Annotated in this window: 13 protein-coding genes; 12 read left to right on the top strand and 1 reads right to left on the bottom strand. The window is 71.6% G+C overall.

Translation table 11 applies throughout. From position 1 onward, the window contains the following. Complete coding sequence (locus tag ABD831_RS20010) at positions 1 to 936, bottom strand: AAA family ATPase (RefSeq protein WP_344951083.1); 936 nt, start codon at positions 934 to 936, stop codon at positions 1 to 3. A gap of 590 nt (positions 937 to 1,526) precedes the next feature. Between ABD831_RS20010 and mraZ the strand changes: the two genes are divergently transcribed. The 12 genes from mraZ to ABD831_RS19950 all read left to right on the top strand — a co-directional run bounded on the left by mraZ (position 1,527) and on the right by ABD831_RS19950 (position 16,547). Then, positions 1,527 to 1,958: a division/cell wall cluster transcriptional repressor MraZ gene (gene mraZ, locus ABD831_RS20005; protein ID WP_330472966.1), complete on the top strand. Its 432-nt coding sequence runs from the start codon at positions 1,527 to 1,529 to the stop codon at positions 1,956 to 1,958. Between the two features lie 374 nt (positions 1,959 to 2,332). Continuing rightward, a complete protein-coding gene (gene rsmH, locus ABD831_RS20000) occupies positions 2,333 to 3,355 on the top strand; it encodes a 16S rRNA (cytosine(1402)-N(4))-methyltransferase RsmH (RefSeq protein ID WP_344951002.1) in 1,023 nt (340 codons plus the stop codon). Then, complete coding sequence (gene ftsL, locus ABD831_RS19995; RefSeq protein WP_344950999.1) at positions 3,352 to 4,002, top strand: cell division protein FtsL; 651 nt, start codon at positions 3,352 to 3,354, stop codon at positions 4,000 to 4,002. The genes rsmH and ftsL overlap by 4 nt, the downstream gene beginning before the upstream one ends. Positions 4,003 to 4,006: 4 nt before the next feature. Continuing rightward, positions 4,007 to 6,229: a peptidoglycan D,D-transpeptidase FtsI family protein gene (locus ABD831_RS19990; protein WP_344950996.1), complete on the top strand. Its 2,223-nt coding sequence runs from the start codon at positions 4,007 to 4,009 to the stop codon at positions 6,227 to 6,229. 11 nt (positions 6,230 to 6,240) lie between these two features. Next, positions 6,241 to 7,851: a UDP-N-acetylmuramoyl-L-alanyl-D-glutamate--2,6-diaminopimelate ligase gene (locus ABD831_RS19985; RefSeq protein WP_344950992.1), complete on the top strand. Its 1,611-nt coding sequence runs from the start codon at positions 6,241 to 6,243 to the stop codon at positions 7,849 to 7,851. Then, entirely contained in the window at positions 7,848 to 9,278 is a 1,431-nt protein-coding gene (locus ABD831_RS19980; RefSeq protein WP_344950989.1) for a UDP-N-acetylmuramoyl-tripeptide--D-alanyl-D-alanine ligase, read from the top strand. Before ABD831_RS19985 ends, ABD831_RS19980 begins: the two co-directional genes overlap by 4 nt. Further along, positions 9,275 to 10,360, top strand: coding sequence for a phospho-N-acetylmuramoyl-pentapeptide-transferase (mraY, locus tag ABD831_RS19975; protein WP_344950986.1), 1,086 nt, complete (start codon positions 9,275 to 9,277; stop codon positions 10,358 to 10,360). Before ABD831_RS19980 ends, mraY begins: the two co-directional genes overlap by 4 nt. Beyond that, positions 10,357 to 11,847, top strand: coding sequence for a UDP-N-acetylmuramoyl-L-alanine--D-glutamate ligase (gene murD, locus ABD831_RS19970; RefSeq protein WP_344950983.1), 1,491 nt, complete (start codon positions 10,357 to 10,359; stop codon positions 11,845 to 11,847). The genes mraY and murD overlap by 4 nt, the downstream gene beginning before the upstream one ends. Next, entirely contained in the window at positions 11,844 to 13,175 is a 1,332-nt protein-coding gene (gene ftsW, locus ABD831_RS19965) for a putative lipid II flippase FtsW (RefSeq protein ID WP_344950981.1), read from the top strand. Before murD ends, ftsW begins: the two co-directional genes overlap by 4 nt. Beyond that, the gene (gene murG, locus ABD831_RS19960) at positions 13,172 to 14,284 is read left to right on the top strand and encodes an undecaprenyldiphospho-muramoylpentapeptide beta-N-acetylglucosaminyltransferase (RefSeq protein WP_344950978.1); all 1,113 of its coding nucleotides are present in this window, start codon (positions 13,172 to 13,174) and stop codon (positions 14,282 to 14,284) included. The genes ftsW and murG overlap by 4 nt, the downstream gene beginning before the upstream one ends. Further along, positions 14,281 to 15,774 (top strand): UDP-N-acetylmuramate--L-alanine ligase, encoded by a 1,494-nt coding sequence (murC, locus tag ABD831_RS19955; protein ID WP_344950975.1) that lies wholly within the window; start codon positions 14,281 to 14,283, stop codon positions 15,772 to 15,774. The genes murG and murC overlap by 4 nt, the downstream gene beginning before the upstream one ends. Then, positions 15,774 to 16,547: a cell division protein FtsQ/DivIB gene (locus ABD831_RS19950; RefSeq protein WP_344951079.1), complete on the top strand. Its 774-nt coding sequence runs from the start codon at positions 15,774 to 15,776 to the stop codon at positions 16,545 to 16,547. The genes murC and ABD831_RS19950 overlap by 1 nt, the downstream gene beginning before the upstream one ends. Positions 16,548 to 16,952 lie beyond the last annotated feature (405 nt).

Raw genomic sequence — 16,952 nt, 5'->3', positions numbered from 1 at the left:
TCAGCGGGCTGCGGGCGGCACCGGCACCTGGCGCAGCAGGTCGGTGACCACCTCGGCGGTGGTGCGGCGTGCGAGCTGGGTCTCGCTCGAGGGCATGAGGCGGTGCGAGAGGACCGGACCAGCCAGTATCTGCACGTCGTCGGGGATGACGTGGTCGCGGCCCTCGAGCGCGGCGTAGGCCCTCGACGCCCGGAGCAGGTGCAGCGCCGCACGCGGTGAGGCGCCGAGCCGCAGCGCCGTCGTCGACCGCGAGCGGGTCACGAGGTCGACGATGTACTGGCGCACCGCGGGGCTCGCGTGGATCCGGCTGACCGACTGCACGACGCGGTTGATCGTCTCGGCGTCGGTGACGGGGGTCAGGGCATCGAGTGGCGAGCTGGAGCCGTGGGTCTCGAGCAGGTCGAGCTCGGCCCGGGGCGACGGGTAGCCCATGGAGATGCGGGCCATGAACCGGTCGCGCTGGGCCTCGGGGAGCGGGTAGGTGCCCTCCATCTCGATCGGGTTCTGGGTGGCCATCACGATGAAGGGGGCCTGCAGCGTGTAGGTCGTGCCGTCGACGGTGACCTGGCGTTCCTCCATCGACTCCAGCAGCGCCGACTGCGTCTTGGGCGAGGCACGGTTGATCTCGTCGCCGACGACGACGTTGGCGAAGATGGCGCCCGGCCGGAACTCGAAGCGGCGGGCGTCCTGGTTGAAGATGCTGACGCCCGTCACGTCGCTCGGCAGCAGGTCGGGCGTGAACTGGATGCGTCGCACCGTCGCGTCGATGGAACGCGCCAGCGTCTTGGCGAGCATCGTCTTGCCGACGCCGGGCACGTCCTCGATGAGCAGGTGGCCGCCGGCGAAGAGCACGGTCACCGTGGTGCGGACGACGTCCTCCTTGCCCTCGATGACACTGGTCATCGCTCCGATGAGCCGGTCCGCCACCTCGTGGATGAGACCGAGGTCGGCCCCGCCGGCGCTCCCTGCGCCGGCGCCCGCAGGCCGGCCGGAAGCGGCCGTCGTCTCGATCCCCGTGTCCGTCGTGGTCACACTGTCCTCCGGTTGTCGTCCCCATGTCGTGGCGCGGCACCGTTCGTGACGGCCCGCCCACCCGTCAGGTGATCTTCTCCCATCGACCCTCGTCACGGTAGGGCTGCCTCGGTCGTGACCGGATGGAGACCTGCCGGGCTGCCGGATCCGTGGACCCGCTTGTGCATCTCCACTTTCCTCCACGTGCAACGTCCGGGGGAGCGGTTCGGTTCGTTCGTTGCCCTCGCCGGGCTCGCGCTGAGCACGGATGCGACGGGCGAGCTGGCGTATGCCGTCCCGTCCGTCCGGTGCCCCCCGACCACCGCGCCCCCGCAGACCGGGAGTGGCGCTCAAGGGCTCCACTTCGCTCCACCACTGCTGACCTGCGAAAACGCAGAAATCGCCGGACCAAAAAGGGCCAAACCTCGTTGACGGTGGAGGAGAGTGGAGTATCGTGGGGCATCAAGGTAGTGAATGGGTGCGCCCGCGGGTCGACAAAGGGGAGGTGGCGAACCATGTTTCTCGGGACGCACACACCCCGGCTCGACGAGAAGGGCCGGCTGTTCCTGCCTGCGAAGTACCGCGAACGGATGGCCGGTGGGCTGGTCGTCACGCGCGGCCAGGAGCGCAGCCTGTTCATCTACCCGATGGACGAGTTCGTCCGGGTCGCCGACCAGATGCGCCAGGCGCCCACGACGAGCAAGGTCGCCCGCGACTACATGCGCGTCTTCCTCTCCGGGGCCTCTGACGAGATCCCGGACAAGCAGGGCCGCTTCACCATCCCGGCCAACCTGCGCCAGTACGCCGGTCTCGACCGTGAGGTCACGGTCATCGGTGCCGGCTCACGCCTCGAGGTCTGGGACAGCGCGGTCTGGAACGCCTACCTCGAGCAGACCGAACAGAGCTTCGCCGACACGGCGGAGGAGGTGATCCCCGGGCTCTTCTGAGCCACCGGGACCCTTCTTCCGCGCGCCGACCACCACCGCACCGGACTCCGACCGACCACCGACCACCGACCGACCGACCACCACCTGCGTGCCGGCCTCCAGCCGCTCCGCTCCCGGGACGACTTCCCCCGTCCCGGGCGAGGCAGCGGATGGGGACCAGCCCCCAGGTGGGCCACGCCACCCCGCACCTTCCGACCGGCATCCGATCAGCACCCTCCACCTGATCGCTGCCACTTCCGGCCGACCGGCCACCCACCACCAGCACCGATGGCCGATCTGTATCTGCTGCTCGGTCACAACAGTCACACCAGCCCCGTGCACCACAGATGCACCAGCAGGGGCCCACCAGCAGCACCAGCGTGAGAGGGACGCACATGAGCGATCGAGGACCGGCGCAGGGACGCCACGTCCCCGTCATGCGCGATCGGATTCTCGACCTGCTCGCGCCCGCCCTCGAGCGCCCCGGTGCAGTGCACGTCGACGGCACGCTCGGCATGGGTGGCCACGCCGAGGGCGTCCTGGACAGGTTCCCGGAGTGCACCGTGGTCGGCATCGACCGCGACCGCGAGGCCCTGGCGCTCGCGGGGGAGCGCCTGGCGCGCTTCGGTGACCGCTTCCGACCGGTCCACGCCGTCTACGACGACATCAAGGCGGTCGTCGCGGACCTCGACGTGAAGGCCGTCGACGGCATCCTCTTCGACCTCGGCGTCAGCTCGCTCCAGCTCGACGAGACCGATCGTGGCTTCGCCTACCGCGTCGACGCACCCCTCGACATGCGGATGGACCAGTCGACGGGGATGACCGCGGCCGACGTGCTCAACACCTACTCGGTGGAGGACCTGACCCGCATCCTGCGCGACTACGGCGAGGAGCGTTTCGCCCGCAAGATCGCCAAGGCCGTCGTGCACGACCGCGCGATCGAGCCGTACACCTCGTCCGGCCGCCTCGTCGAGATGCTCCGGCGTGTCATCCCGGCGGCATCGCAGCGCCAGAGCGGGCACCCGGCCAAGCGGACCTTCCAGGCACTGCGCATCGAGGTCAACGACGAGCTCGAGGTCTGGCGCCGCGCCATCGACGAGGCGATCGACGTCCTCGCCGTCGGCGGCCGGATCGCGGTGCTGTCCTACCACTCCCTCGAGGACCGCGCCACCAAGCAGGCCTTCGCCGCGGGTGCCACCTCCAGCACGCCGCGGGGCCTGCCCGTCGAGCTCCCCGAGCACGCGGCATACCTCAAGCTCGTCACCCGCGGCGCGGAGGCGCCCGGTGACGACGAGGTCACCACCAACCCCCGGGCCGCCTCGGCCCGCCTCCGCGTCGCAGAGCGCGTGCGCGACACCTCCACGAACACCACGACCGGCAGCACAGACAGCAGGACCAGGAAGGGACCCACCCGATGAGCCAGATGACCGCCACGGCCCGGCCGCTCCGCGCGCCGCGGCGCGGGCCAGCCCCGACACCGCTTCGGGTCATCCCGAGCAGCATCACGCGCACCGGCAACGGCGCCTTCGTCTCGACCTGCATCGCGCTGCTCATCGGCGGCCTCATCGCCCTGCTGCTGCTCAACACCGCCCTGGCCCAGGGCTCGCTCGCGCTCGGGGACCTGCAGCGGGAGTCGGTGCGCCTCAGCGACACCGCGGGCAACCTGCAGGAGGAGATCGACCGGGCGTCGGCGACCGGAGCGCTCGCGCGGAGCGCGGCGGAGATCGGGATGGTGCGGATGAACACCCGCGGCTACGTCGACCTGTCGAAGGGCACCGTCACGGGCGAGCCGGAGCCGGCCACGAAGAACAACGCCTTCCCGATCGTCACGAGCCCGACGCCGCCCGCGGTCACGGCCTCGGTCAAGAAGGTGCTGTCCTCGGCGAGCAAGGTCGGCGCTGCCGCCTCTGCCGCCTCGGGCGCCACGCCGACGGCGTCGGGTGCCAGCACCGCGGCGCCTGCAGCACCCACACTGGGCACGACGCCCGGCGCGTCGACGGGGCAGGCCACCGACGGCGCCGCGTCGGACCAGGGTGGGCAGGCCCAGCAGACGACGGTGAGGTGATCCCGTGACGCAGACCCGAGGGACCGATCCACGACGGTCCGGTCGCGGCGCTGCGCCCGCTCGACAGACCCGCCGCGACGCGCCGGCAGCTGCCACGGCGCGCGCCGGCCAGGGAAAGGTCACCCACGGACGTACGCAGGGCACTCCGCCGGCCCAGGCTCGGCCCGGCGCCCCGGTGCGTTCGACCAACCCCAAGACCTCCTCCACGGCGCGGGCGACGTCCGCCAGTCGTGGCGTCACGCCGACCCGGACCGCCCGCCGGGGGGACGCCCGCGGTGGCCCCCGACCCGCCCCGACGCGGAACGGACCCGCCTCGAGCCGGGGTCGCGGTCCCGCCCCGAAGGCCGCTTCGCGTGGTCCACGTGGTCCACATGGTCCACGTGGTCCACGCCGCCCCCTGAAGATCTCGCGGGCGAACCCGCGCCGCCGTGCGCGGGTCATCTTCGTCGCCATCCTCTTCGTCTTCACGATCTTCGCCGGCCAGCTGTTGCGCATCCAGGCCTTCGACGCGTCCGCGACGCAGGAGGCCGCGCTGTTCAAGCGCTCCGTCAAGACGACGACCCCGGCCATGCGCGGCCAGATCCTCGACACGAACGGGCAGGTCCTCGCCGACTCGGTCGAGCGCTTCACCATCGCCGCCGACCCGACGATCATCCCGGAGTACGTCGTCAAGGTCGACGGTGTGCGCACCAAGGTCGGCGTGACCCGCGCGGCCGCGGACCTCGCGCCCCTGCTCCAGATGACGCCGGCGCAGCTGACCAAGCTCTTCACCCGTTCCAGCACCCGCTACGTCGTGGTCAAGAAGGAGGTCAACCCGGCGATCTACCGCGAGATCCGGGCCCTGGGCATCCCGGGCATCACCGGCGAGCGGACCGCCCAGCGGATCTATCCCACCTCGATGGCACTGGGTCAGCTCGTCGGTTTCGTCCGGCCGATCGACCAGACCGGGGCAGGCGGGGTCGAGCAGATGTTCGACACGGCGCTCAAGGGCACACCTGGTGTCAGCGTCGCCGAGCGGGCCCGCGACGGCTACATCATCCCGGGGTCCCAGCGCGTCGACACGCCCGTCGTCAACGGGCGCGACGTCAAGCTGACGATCGACGCGGACCTGCAGTGGTACGCCCAGAACGCGCTCGCCAAGCAGGTCACCGCCGTCGGCGCCGAGTCGGGCACTGCCGTCGTGATGGAGGTCGCCACCGGCAAGGTACGGGCGGCTGCGAGCTACCCGACGTTCGACCCCAACGACCTTGCCGACGCCAAGAAGGCGGCCTTGGGCAACTACGCCTTCAACGACGCCTTCGAGCCCGGTTCGACCGGCAAGCTCATGACGATGGCCGCCGCGCTGGAGAAGGGCGTCATCACGCCCGACACCGGGGTCATCGTGCCGCCGCGGCTGCCGCGTGCGGGCACCTCGTTCAAGGACAACGAGCCGCACGGGGTCGAGAACATGACCGCGACAGGCGTGCTCGCAAAGTCCTCCAACATGGGCACCATGCTCATCGGGGAGCGGGTCTCACCGGCGGTCATGGAGGCCTACTACCGCAAGTTCGGCATCGGCGCCAAGACGCCGGTGGGCTTCCCCGGCGAGTCCGCCGGCCTCCTCGCCGGCGCCAAGGACTGGGTCTCCACGCGCCGCTACACCATCCTCTTCGGCCAGGGCTACGCCGTCACGGCGATCCAGCAGGCCGGCGTCTTCCAGACCATCGCCAACAAGGGCGTGCGGGTGCCTCCGTCGCTCGTGGAGGGCACGGTCAACGACAGCGGGACCTTCATCCCGTCGGCCGCGACGACGCCGACGCGCGTCGTCACCCAGGACACCGCGGTCAAGCTGTCGCGGATGATGGAGGAGGTCACCGGCGAGAACGGCACGGCGAGCGCCGCCCGCATCAAGGGGTACCGCGTCGCGGGCAAGACCGGCACGGCCGACCGCTACGACGACAAGCTGAAGCGCTACAACGGCTTCACGGCATCCTTCATCGGCTTCGCGCCGGCGGAGGCGCCGAAGTACGTCGTCGCCGTCTTCATCCAGAAGCCCAGCGCCGGCATGTTCGGCGGCGCGCTGGCCGGGCCCGTCTTCAACCAGGTGATGTCCTACCTCCTCGAGCGCACCGCCGCTCTGCCCAGCCCGAAGTCGACCCTGGACTACCACGTCTGGGCCGACAAGCCGCTGTCGTCGGACGACCCGGCGGTCATCAGCAATGCGCGGGCCAAGCGGGATGGCCTGTAAGTTGGGATGACGTGTCACCTTCCCCCCTTCGACCCGCCACGTCGGGTGTGCTCCTTCGCGACCTGACGGCCCGGATCGGGACCGGCTCGTCCGTGCGCGCGGCAGGACCTGAGGCCGGCGACGTGCTCGTCACCGGCGTCACGCTCGACAGCCGCTCCGTCCTCCCGGGCGACCTGTATGCCGCACTGCCGGGCTTCAACCTGCACGGTGCGCGCTTCGTCGCCGACGCCGTGGCCGCCGGCGCAGTGGCGGTCCTCACCGACCCGGACGGCCTCGCGGACCTCTCGTCGTCCGTCCCCGTGGTCGTGGCCGACGACCCCCGCAGCGTCCTCGGCGCGGTGGCCGCCGAGGTCTACGGACATCCGTCCGAGGGGCTGACGATGGTCGGCATCACCGGCACGAACGGCAAGACGACCACTGCCTACCTCGTCGAGTCGGCGCTGCGCGCGCACGGGCAGCGCACCGGGCTCATCGGCACCGTCGAGACCCGGATCGGCGACGAGCGCATCGAGTCGGTGCGCACGACCCCCGAGGCGACCGACCTCCATGCGCTGCTCGGGCTCATGCGCGAGCGGGACCTCGATGCCTGTGTCATGGAGGTCTCGAGCCACGCCCTCGAGCTGCGTCGGGTCGACGGCGTCGTCTACGACGTGGCGCTCTTCACCAACCTCTCGCAGGACCACCTCGACTTCCACGCCTCGATGGACGACTACTTCGCCGCCAAGGCCTCGCTGTTCACGCCGCAGCGCTCCCGCTCCGCGGTCGTGTGCGTCGACGACGCCTGGGGTCGCCGCCTCGCGACGGAGGCCACCGTGCCGACCGTCACGCTCGCCACGTCCGAGGAGGCCGGCGGCGACGCCGACTGGGTCGCGGAGCGGGCCGAGCGGGCCGAGCAGACCGAGCAGACCCAACAGGGCGCGTTCTCGTTGCGAGAGCGGTCGACCGGCCGGGTCCTGCGACTCGTCTCGCACCTGCCGGGGCACTTCAACGTCGCCAACACCGCCCTCGCCGCCCTGGCGCTGCTGGGCATCGGGCTCGCGCCGACCGAGGTCGAGGCCGCGATGTCCGTGGCCCCCGACGTGCCGGGCCGGATGGAGGTCGTGGCGTCGGGCGGTCCCGAGGGTCCGCGGTGCGTCGTCGACTTCGCGCACACACCCGACGCCGTCGATGCCGCCCTGGCGGCGCTCCGCGAGTCGACGACGGGCCGGCTCATCGCCGTTCTGGGCGCGGGCGGCGACCGCGACCGGGGCAAGCGCCCCGCGATGGGCGCCGCAGCGGCGCGTCAGGCCGACGTCGTGGTCGTCACCGATGACAACCCTCGCTCCGAGGATCCCGCCGAGATCCGGGCGGCGGTCATCGCCGGCGCCCGCGAGGCGGTCCGTGACGGGGCGCCGGGGGCGACTGAGATCATCGACGGCGGGCCGCGTTCGAGCGCCATCGCCGAGGCCATCGCGCTCGCGGTGGTCGGCACGGGGGAGGACCGCCCTGTCGACACCGTCGTGGTGCTCGGCAAGGGACACGAGAAGGGTCAGGAGATCCGCGGAGTGAAGCACCCGTTCGACGACCGCGACGCCGTGCGCGCCGCCCTCGCAGCCGTCACCTCGTCGGGGGTGACGTCGTGATCGCCTTGTCGCTCAGCGAGATCCGTGACCTCACCGGTGGGCAGGTGCACGGCACCGAGACCCCTGAGGCCGTGATCATCGACGGGAGCGTCAGCACCGACTCCCGCGACTGCGGGCCGGGCAGCCTCTACGTCGCGCGGGTCGGTGAGACCGCCGACGGCCACGACTTCGTCGGTTCGGCGGTCACGGCCGGGGCCGTGGCCGCCCTGACGTCGCGTCCCGTCGAGGGCGTGCCGTGCGTCGTCGTCGACGACGTCCAGACCGCCTTCGGCCTGGTGGCGCGAGGCGTCATCGACCGCGCACCAGAGCTGCGCGTCATCGGCGTCACCGGCTCGTCCGGCAAGACGAGTGTCAAGGACCTCCTCGCGTCGGTGCTGACCTCCGTCGCCGAGACGGTCGCGCCGGTCAACTCGCTGAACGGCGAGATCGGCGTCCCGCTCACCGTCTGCCGAGTCACCCCGACCACCCGCTTCCTCGTCGCCGAGATGGGTGCCCGCGGCGTGGGCCACATCGACTACCTCACGCGCATCGCGCCGCCCCAGGTCGCGATCGTGCTCAACGTCGGGAGCGCCCACATCGGGGAGTTCGGCTCACGCGAGAACATCGCCCGCGCCAAGTCGGAGCTCCCTCGTGCCGTTCCGGCCGAGGGCCTCTCGATCCTCAACGCCGACGACCCCCTGGTCGCCGCCATGGCGTCCGACCTCACCTCCAGGGTGCAGCTCGTCGGCCTCGCCCCTGAGGCGGACGTCCGCGCGGAGGACGTCCGCCTCGACGAGCGCGGGAGGGCTGCATACACCCTGGTCTGTGCGCAAGGCACGGCTCCGGTCGCCCTGCGGCAGAGCGGTGCCCACCACGTGGGCAACTCGCTCGCTGTCGCCGCGGCTGCACTCGAGCTGGGACTCTCCCTCGACCAGGTCGTCGCCGGTCTCGGCGCCGCCAAGGCCGTGAGCCGCTGGCGGATGGAGATCACCGACCGCCCCGATGGCGTGGTCGTCGTCAACGACGCCTACAACGCCAACCCCGACTCGATGCGGGCGGCGCTCGACGCCGTCGCAGCCATGCACGTGGCGGGGGAGCGCTGGGCGGTCCTCGGCGGCATGCTCGAGCTCGGACCCGACAGCGACGCCGAGCACGCGTCCGTCGGGGCGTATGCCGCGTCGCTCGCGTTCGACCACGTCGTGGCCGTGGGTGAGGGTGCCCGGCCGCTCGCCGACGCGTTCCCGGGCTCGGAGTGGGTGCCCGACACCGACGCGGCCCATGACCTGCTCGCCCCGCGGTTGCGCGCGGGTGACGTCGTCCTGCTCAAGTCGAGCCGGGACAGCGGGCTGCGCTGGCTCGGTGACCGGCTCGCGGCCGTGGGCGGCGAGGGCGGCGAGGGCAGGGCGACACCCGTCCCGGCGTCGTCCCGAGAGGGGGCGCAGCGGTGAAGGGCGTCCTGCTCGCGGCGTCGGTCTCGCTGCTCATCTCGTTGTTCGGCACCCCGCTGTTCATCAAGTTCCTCGTCAAGCGCGGCTACGGCCAGTTCATCCGCGACGACGGCCCCACCTCGCACCACACGAAGCGCGGCACGCCCACGATGGGTGGTGCCGTCATCCTCGCCGCGATGCTGGGTGCCTACTTCCTGTCCCACCTGCTCACGCTCAACCCGCCGACGGCGAGCGGGCTGCTCGTGCTCTTCCTCGCCGCAGGGCTCGGCTTCGTCGGGTTCCTCGACGACTTCATCAAGATCAGCAAGCAGCGAAGTCTGGGCCTGCGCTCGAAGCAGAAGCTGCTGGGGCAGGCGCTCGTCGGCATCACCTTCGCCGGCCTCGCGCTGCAGTTCCCCAACGAGCAGTACCGCACACCTGCATCGCTGCTCGTGTCCTTCGTGCGCGACACGAACATCAGCCTCGCCCTCGGGGGCAGCACCGTCGTGGGGGTCATCCTCTTCGTCATCTTCGCCAACGTCATGATCGCGGGCGCGTCCAACGGGGTGAACCTCACCGACGGCCTCGACGGACTCGCGACAGGTGTCTCGACGATGGTGTTCGGTGCCTACGTCCTCATCAGCATCTGGACCTACAACCAGAACTGCCAGACCAACCCGGGCATCAAGTGCTACGAGGTCCGCGACTCCCACGACCTCGCGCTCGTCGCCGCGGCGGGCATGGGCGCCTGCTTCGGGTTCCTCTGGTGGAACGCGACGCCCGCGAAGATCTTCATGGGCGACACCGGTTCCCTCGCCCTCGGTGGCGCCCTCGCGGGCCTCGCCATCGCGACGCACACCGAGATCCTGCTCATCATCCTCGGCGGCATGTTCGTCCTCGAGACGCTCTCGGTCGTCGCGCAGGTCGCGTCGTTCAAGACCACCGGTAAACGGGTGCTGAGGATGGCACCGCTGCACCACCACTTCGAGATGGTCGGCTGGGACGAGGTGACGGTCGTGGTCCGCTTCTGGATCATCGCCGGGCTCTTCGTCGCCTTCGGCCTCGGCGTCTTCTACGCCGAGTGGGTGGTGGGGTCCCAGTGAGCTACGACCCGCTCTACGAGCCGCGCGAGGGCCTGACCCACTGTGACGCCGACTGGTCGGGGCTCAACGTCCTCGTCGTCGGACTCGGGGTGTCGGGCTTCGCCGCCGCTGACGCCCTGGCCGACCGTGGCGCGCACGTCGTCGCCGTCTCCCGCGACGAGACCGAGGCGATCCGCGAGCGCGCCACGATCCTCGAGATCCTCGACGTCGACGTCCGGCTCGGTCCCGAGCACATGGTCGAGCCGCCCGCGGGCACCGAGCTCGTCGTGACCTCCCCGGGTGTCCCGCCGCACGACCCGCTCATGCTGGCGGCCGCGACGGCCGGCATACCCGTGTGGGGAGAGGTCGAGCTCGCCTGGCGCATGCGGGCCCGGGAGGGCGCCGCCCCGTGGCTCACCGTCACAGGCACCAACGGCAAGACGACGACGGTGAACATGCTCGCCTCGATCCTGCGCCACGCGGGGCTCCGCGCCACGTCGGCCGGCAACGTCGGGACGCCGCTGCTCGAGGCGGTGCTCCACCCCGAGCCCTACGACGTCCTCGCCGTCGAGCTGTCGAGCTTCCAGCTGCACTGGCAGCGCTCGGTCTCGGCCGTCGCGTCCGCGGTGCTCAACGTCGCACCCGACCACATCGACTGGCACGGCAGCTATGCCGAGTACCTCCGGGCCAAGGGCAAGATCTACGAGAACACCCACCTGGCCTGCATCTACAACGTCGCCGACATCCAGACCGAGCAGCTCGTCATGGAGGCCAACGTCGTCGAGGGCTGCCGCGCCATCGGCTTCACCACCGGCATCCCGGCGCCCTCCATGGTCGGGGTGGTGGAGGACGTCCTCGCCGACCGCGCCTTCGTGGAGCAGCGGCAGCGCTCCGCCGCCGAGCTCTGCACGATCGCGGACCTCCAGGGCGATGCTCCTTCGATCGCACCGCACTACATCGCCAACGCCCTCGCGGCCGCGGCGCTGGCTCGCGCGTACGGCGTCGGCCCCATCGCGGTCCGGGACGGGCTGCGGGCCTTCCGTCCCGACCGGCACCGGATCGCCGAGATCGCGACGGTCAAGGGCGTCCGCTTCGTCAACGACTCCAAGGCCACGAACCCGCACGCGGCCGCGGCGGCGATCCGCTCGTTCGACTCCGTCGTCTGGGTCGCGGGCGGACTGCTCAAGGGCGCCGACGTCGACAGCCTCGTCGAGGAGATGGCCTCGCGGCTGCGCGGCGTCGTCCTCATCGGCGCGGACCGCGACCAGATCGCCCAGGCCCTTTCCCGACACGCGCCGGATGTCCCGGTCGTGGACCTGTCCGAGACCGACACTGGAGTCATGGACCGAGTCGTCAGGGAGGCTGCGCGCCTCGCCCAGCCGGGCGACGTCGTGCTGCTCGCGCCGGCTGCCGCCTCGATGGACATGTTCACCAACTACGGGGCCCGCGGCGACGCCTTCGAGGAGGCGGTCCGGCGGCACCTCGAGGCACACGGGGGGCTGGAGTGAGCACGACGACCGCCGACGACAAGGCGGGGACGACGGGCTCGCGGGCCCGCGCCCGGGCGAAGCCCACGTCGGGCACGCACAGCACCTCAGGCACGTCAGGGCCGCGGTCCCTCCCGGTCATCGGCAAGCTCGAGTCGCCGCTGACGACGTACTACCTCATCCTCGGCGCCACCTCGACCCTCGTCGTCTTCGGCCTGATCATGGTGTTCTCGGCCTCCAGCGTCGAGGCTCTGCTGGCCGACGAGGCCTCCTACACCGTCTTCCTGCGCCAGCTGCTCTTCGCGGTCCTCGGTGCTGTCGCGGCCGGCTTCGCCAGTCGTCTCGACGTGCGGTGGTGGAAGCGGCTCGCCTTCCCGACCATGGTCGTGTCGGTGCTGCTGCTCGCCGCCGTCATCCCGTTCGGCAGGAGCGTCAACGGCAACCGCAACTGGCTCGCGGTCGGCCCGGTCCAGTTCCAGCCGGCCGAGTTCGCCAAGGTCGGGCTCGTGCTCGTCGGTGCGGTGATCTTCGCCAACAAGTCCTCGCGTATGGCGAGCATGCTGCACGTCGTGCTGCCCTACCTCGTCCCCATCGCGACGATCGTCATCGGCCTCATCCTCGCCGGCCACGACCTCGGCACGGCCATGGTCGTGCTGCTCATCGTGGCCGCGATCCTGCTCGTCGCCGGGGCGCCCAAGCGCGTCTTCGCCATCGCGGGGGGCTTCGCGGTCCTCGGCGTCGCGCTCATGGTGACCGGCAGCAACAACCGCACGAGCCGCATCGCCAACTGGCTGAGCCCGGCGTGCAACGCCGACCCGGACGGCTGGTGCGGACAGTCCGTGCACGGTCTCTACGCGCTCGCCGACGGTGGCTGGTGGGGTGTCGGGCTCGGCGCCTCCAAGGAGAAGTGGGAGTGGCTCTCCGAGGCGCACAACGACTTCATCTTCGCCATCATCGGTGAGGAGCTGGGTCTGCCGGGCACCCTCATGGTCCTGCTGCTCTTCGGCATCCTCGCGTGGGCCTGCTTCCGGCTCGTGAGCCGCACGCAGGACCGCTTCGTGCGCATCGCGGGCTTCGGCATCATGGCGTGGCTGCTGGGCCAGGCCATCATCAACATCGGTGCCGTCATCGGTCTCTTCCCCGTCATCGGTGTGCCGCTGCCGCTCGTCTCGGCCGGTGGCTCGTCGCTCGTGACGACCCTGGTCGCCCTCGGCATCCTGCTGTCGTTCGCGCGCAACGAGCCCGGCTGCAAGGCCTTGCTCGACGCCCGTCCCAGCCTGGTCCGTCGATCCCTCGCGGTGCTGCCCTCCCGCGTCCGCTCCGTCCCGCAACGTCGTAGAAGTCGGTGATCCCGCTGTCCACGCCCACCTCCGTCCTGCTCGCCGGGGGAGGGAGCGCCGGCCACGTGTCGCCGCTCCTGGCCCTCGCCGACGCCCTGCGGCGCCGCCACCCCGACCTCCGGGTGACGGCGCTCGGCACGCAGGAGGGCCTCGAGGCGCGCCTCGTGCCGGCCCGCGGCTACGACCTGAGGTTCGTCCCGAAGGTGCCGCTGCCGCGGCGGCCGAGCGCTGACCTGCTACGCCTGCCCGGACGTCTCAAGGCTGCCGTCGACGCCGCCGGCGCCGCCATCGACGAGACCGGTGCCGACGTCGTCGTCGGCTTCGGTGGCTACGTCAGCACGCCGGCCTACCTCGCGGCCCGGCGTCGGCACGTGCCGATCGTCGTCCACGAGCAGAACGCCCGTCCGGGCCTCGCCAACCGGCTCGGTGCCCGCTGGGCCAGCGCCGTGGCCACGACCTTCTCCAGCACCTCGCTACGACACGCGCAGCGGGTCGGCATGCCGCTGCGCCGGGAGGTGAGCACGCTCGACCGCGCGGCGGTCCGGGCCGAGGCGCTCACGCTTTTCGGCCTCGAGCCGCAGTGGCCCACGGTCCTCGTCACCGGCGGGTCGCTCGGCGCCCAGCGCCTCAACGACGCCTTCCGAGCCCGCGTGTCCGGGCTGAGGGAGGCAGGCGTACAGGTGCTGCACGTGACGGGGCTCGGCAAGGAGTTCGTCCCCGAGGCGTCCGGGGGTGGCGCCCCGTACGTCGTCGTCCCGTACGCCGACCGGATGGAGCTGGCGTATGCCGTCGCCGACCTCGTCGTCGCACGCTCGGGCGCCAACACGGTCTGCGAGCTCACGGCGGTCGGTCTCCCGGCCGTCTACGTGCCACTGCCCGTCGGCAACGGGGAGCAGGTGCTCAACGCCGCCGATGTCGTTGCCGCCGGTGGCGGCGTGCTCGTCGACGACGCCGCGTTCACCCCGGAGTGGATCGACAGCGTCCTGCTCCCGCTCGCCACCGACCCGGACCGGCTGGCCAGGATGGCGGCTGCGGCGCGGACGCTCGGCGAGCCCACCGCCGACGAGACGCTCGCCGACCTGGTCGACCGGGCGGCAGCAGGCAGGAACCGCTCGTGACCCAGACCCCGCACACGCCCACCGTCGACGACCCGTTCGCGGCGGCCCGCTTCGACTTCACCGCCCCCGTGCCGAGGGTCGAGGACCTCGGCCGCGTGCACTTCCTCGCCATCGGGGGCGCCGGCATGTCGGGCGTCGCCCGCATCATGCTCGCCCGCGGCATCCGCGTCACCGGCAGCGACGCCAAGGACGTGCCCGTCCTGAAGGCCCTCGAGAGCGAGGGCGCCGGCGTGTGGGTGGGGTTCCACGAGGGACACCAGGAGCGCGCCGATGCCATCGTCATGAGCAGCTCGATCCGCGACGACAACGTCGAGCTCTTCGCCGCGCGAGAGCGGGGGGTGCCGGTGCTGCACCGGGCCCAGGGCCTGGCCGCGTTGATGCAGGGTCGCCGGCCGGTGGCCGTCGCGGGCGCCAACGGCAAGACGACGACCACCTCGATGCTCACCGTGGCCCTGCAGGGCTGCGGCCTCGACCCGTCCTTCGCCGTCGGGGGCGAGCTGGCCAAGCACGGCACGAACGCCCACGACGGGTCGGACGACATCTTCGTCGTCGAGGCCGACGAGAGTGACGGGTCCTTCGTCGTCTACCGGCCCGAGGTCGCGATCGTCACGAACGTCCAGCCGGACCACCTCGACTTCTACTCGAACTTCACTGTTGTGCAGGCCGCCTACGACGCGTTCGTCGCCACGATCCGGCCGGGGGGCCTGCTCGTCACGTGCGCGGACGACGCGGGCTCGGTCGCACTGGCGGAGCGGGCCCGGGCCGCCGGCACGCACGTGCTCACGTACGGCTTCGACCCGGCGTCCGACGTCGTGCTCGGCGAACACCGGCAGGACGGCGTCACCTCGTCGGTGACCCTGCGGGACCGGGGCCTTCAGGGAGACGAGGGCGTCGAGCGTCGGATGACGCTCGGTGTGCCCGGGCGTCACAACGCCCTCAACGCGGCTGCGGCGTATGCCGCCGCCGTACACGGGCTCGGTCAGGACCCCGACCGCGTCATCTCGGGTCTCGCGTCCTTCACCGGCACGCGCCGCCGGTTCGAGCCCAAGGGCGAGGCAGGAGGAGTCGTCGTCGTCGACGACTACGCCCACAACGCCGGCAAGGTCACGGCGGTCGTGGCGACCGCCAAGGAGCTCGTGGGCGACAGTGGCCGACTCGTCGTCGTCTTCCAGCCGCACCTCTACAGCCGGACACGCGACTTCGCCGCAGAGCTGGGTGCCGGTCTCTCGCCCGCTGACGTGGTGGTCGTCATGGACGTCTATGCCGCCCGCGAGGACCCCGTCCCCGGGGTTTCCGGCCGGCTCGTGGCCGATGCGGTGACGGCCGCGCGCCCCGAGGTCGAGGTCCACTACGTGCCCTCGTGGTCGGAGGTCGCCCCGGCCGTGGCCGCCCTCGCGCGTCCCGGTGACCTCGTGCTCACCGTCGGTGCCGGCGACGTGACGATGGTGGGCCCGGAGGTGCTGCGGGCCCTCGGTGGTGGGACGCCGTGATGCTCGAGCGAGGCACGTCCCACCGTCGCCTCGCCGGCACCGGGTTGGCCTCGTCGCGCACCCGGTTCGAACGCCGCGCGGCCGCGGCCCGTCGCCGACCGCGTCTGGTGGCCGGCGTCCTGGTCGCGGTCCTGGTCGTCGTGGGACTCGTCGCCTGGCTTGGCTGGTTCAGCAGCGTCCTCACGGCCTCCAGGGTCGAGGTCCACGGGGTGAGCCCCGCTGCAGCGGGGCAGGTGCGTGCCGTCGCGCAGGTGCCGCTGGGCGGTCCGCTGATGCGCGTCGACACCGACGCGGTCACCGCGCGGCTGCTCGCGGGCCGGTCGTGGAGCAGTGTGTCGGTGGGTCGAAGCCTCCCCGACACCGTCGTCGTCACCGTGACCCCGAGGGTGGCCGTGCTCGCCGTGCGCAACCCTCGAGGTGAGGTGGACGTCGTGGATCGGGACGGGTTCACCTTCCGCACCGTCGGCAGCGCCCCCGCGGGCGTGCCGCTCGTCAGCTCCGGAGCGGCCCAGGTCACCAAGGCGGGCGTCGACGCGGCACTGGCTGCGCTCGGGTCGCTCGCGCCCGACCTCCGAGCGGACGTCTCCGGGATCTCGGTGTCGGCGGCAGACCAGGTGTCCTTCACCGTCAAGGCGAAGGGCGAGAAGCGCAAGACCGTGGTGTGGGGCGGCGCCGACAACGGCCCGCGCAAGGCCGAGCTCGTGAAGATCCTGCTGACGCAGCCGGGCGCGACGATCGATGTCAGCGTCCCGTCCTCACCGGTGACGCGCTGACCGGCTGCTGTCGTCCGCCTTCGTCGCCGTCCTCCGACACCGTCCTCGACGGGCCGCGGGCCGTCGAGGGCGCTGTCGGGACCCGCGCACCTGCGCCGGCGCGGGCCATGGGAGGGTGTTCCCCGGCGGACGTGGCCTGTTCTGTCGTGGTGCTGGTGTGGCCGATGGGGCACGACTCCGGGAATTGGGGCAATCCCAGCGACGACACGCCGCGGCGTGGGTTGAACGACCCTGTGGCTCGTCATACCGTCGGGGCACTGGTTCGTGACCAAACTGTAACCTTGATGTTCACGTTGAAGGTTTGAGGGCTACACGCTCGGAGCGAGCCGCACCAACCACAGCACAGCCCCCGGCAACAGCCCGTCCCCCAGACCACACGAAGCACCGGCACCACCAGTCAGGAAG

Source organism: Terrabacter ginsenosidimutans (genome assembly GCF_039539425.1).
GTDB classification, from domain to species: Bacteria; Actinomycetota; Actinomycetes; order Actinomycetales; family Dermatophilaceae; genus Terrabacter; species Terrabacter ginsenosidimutans.
This window is presented reverse-complemented; position numbering and strand designations above follow the sequence as displayed.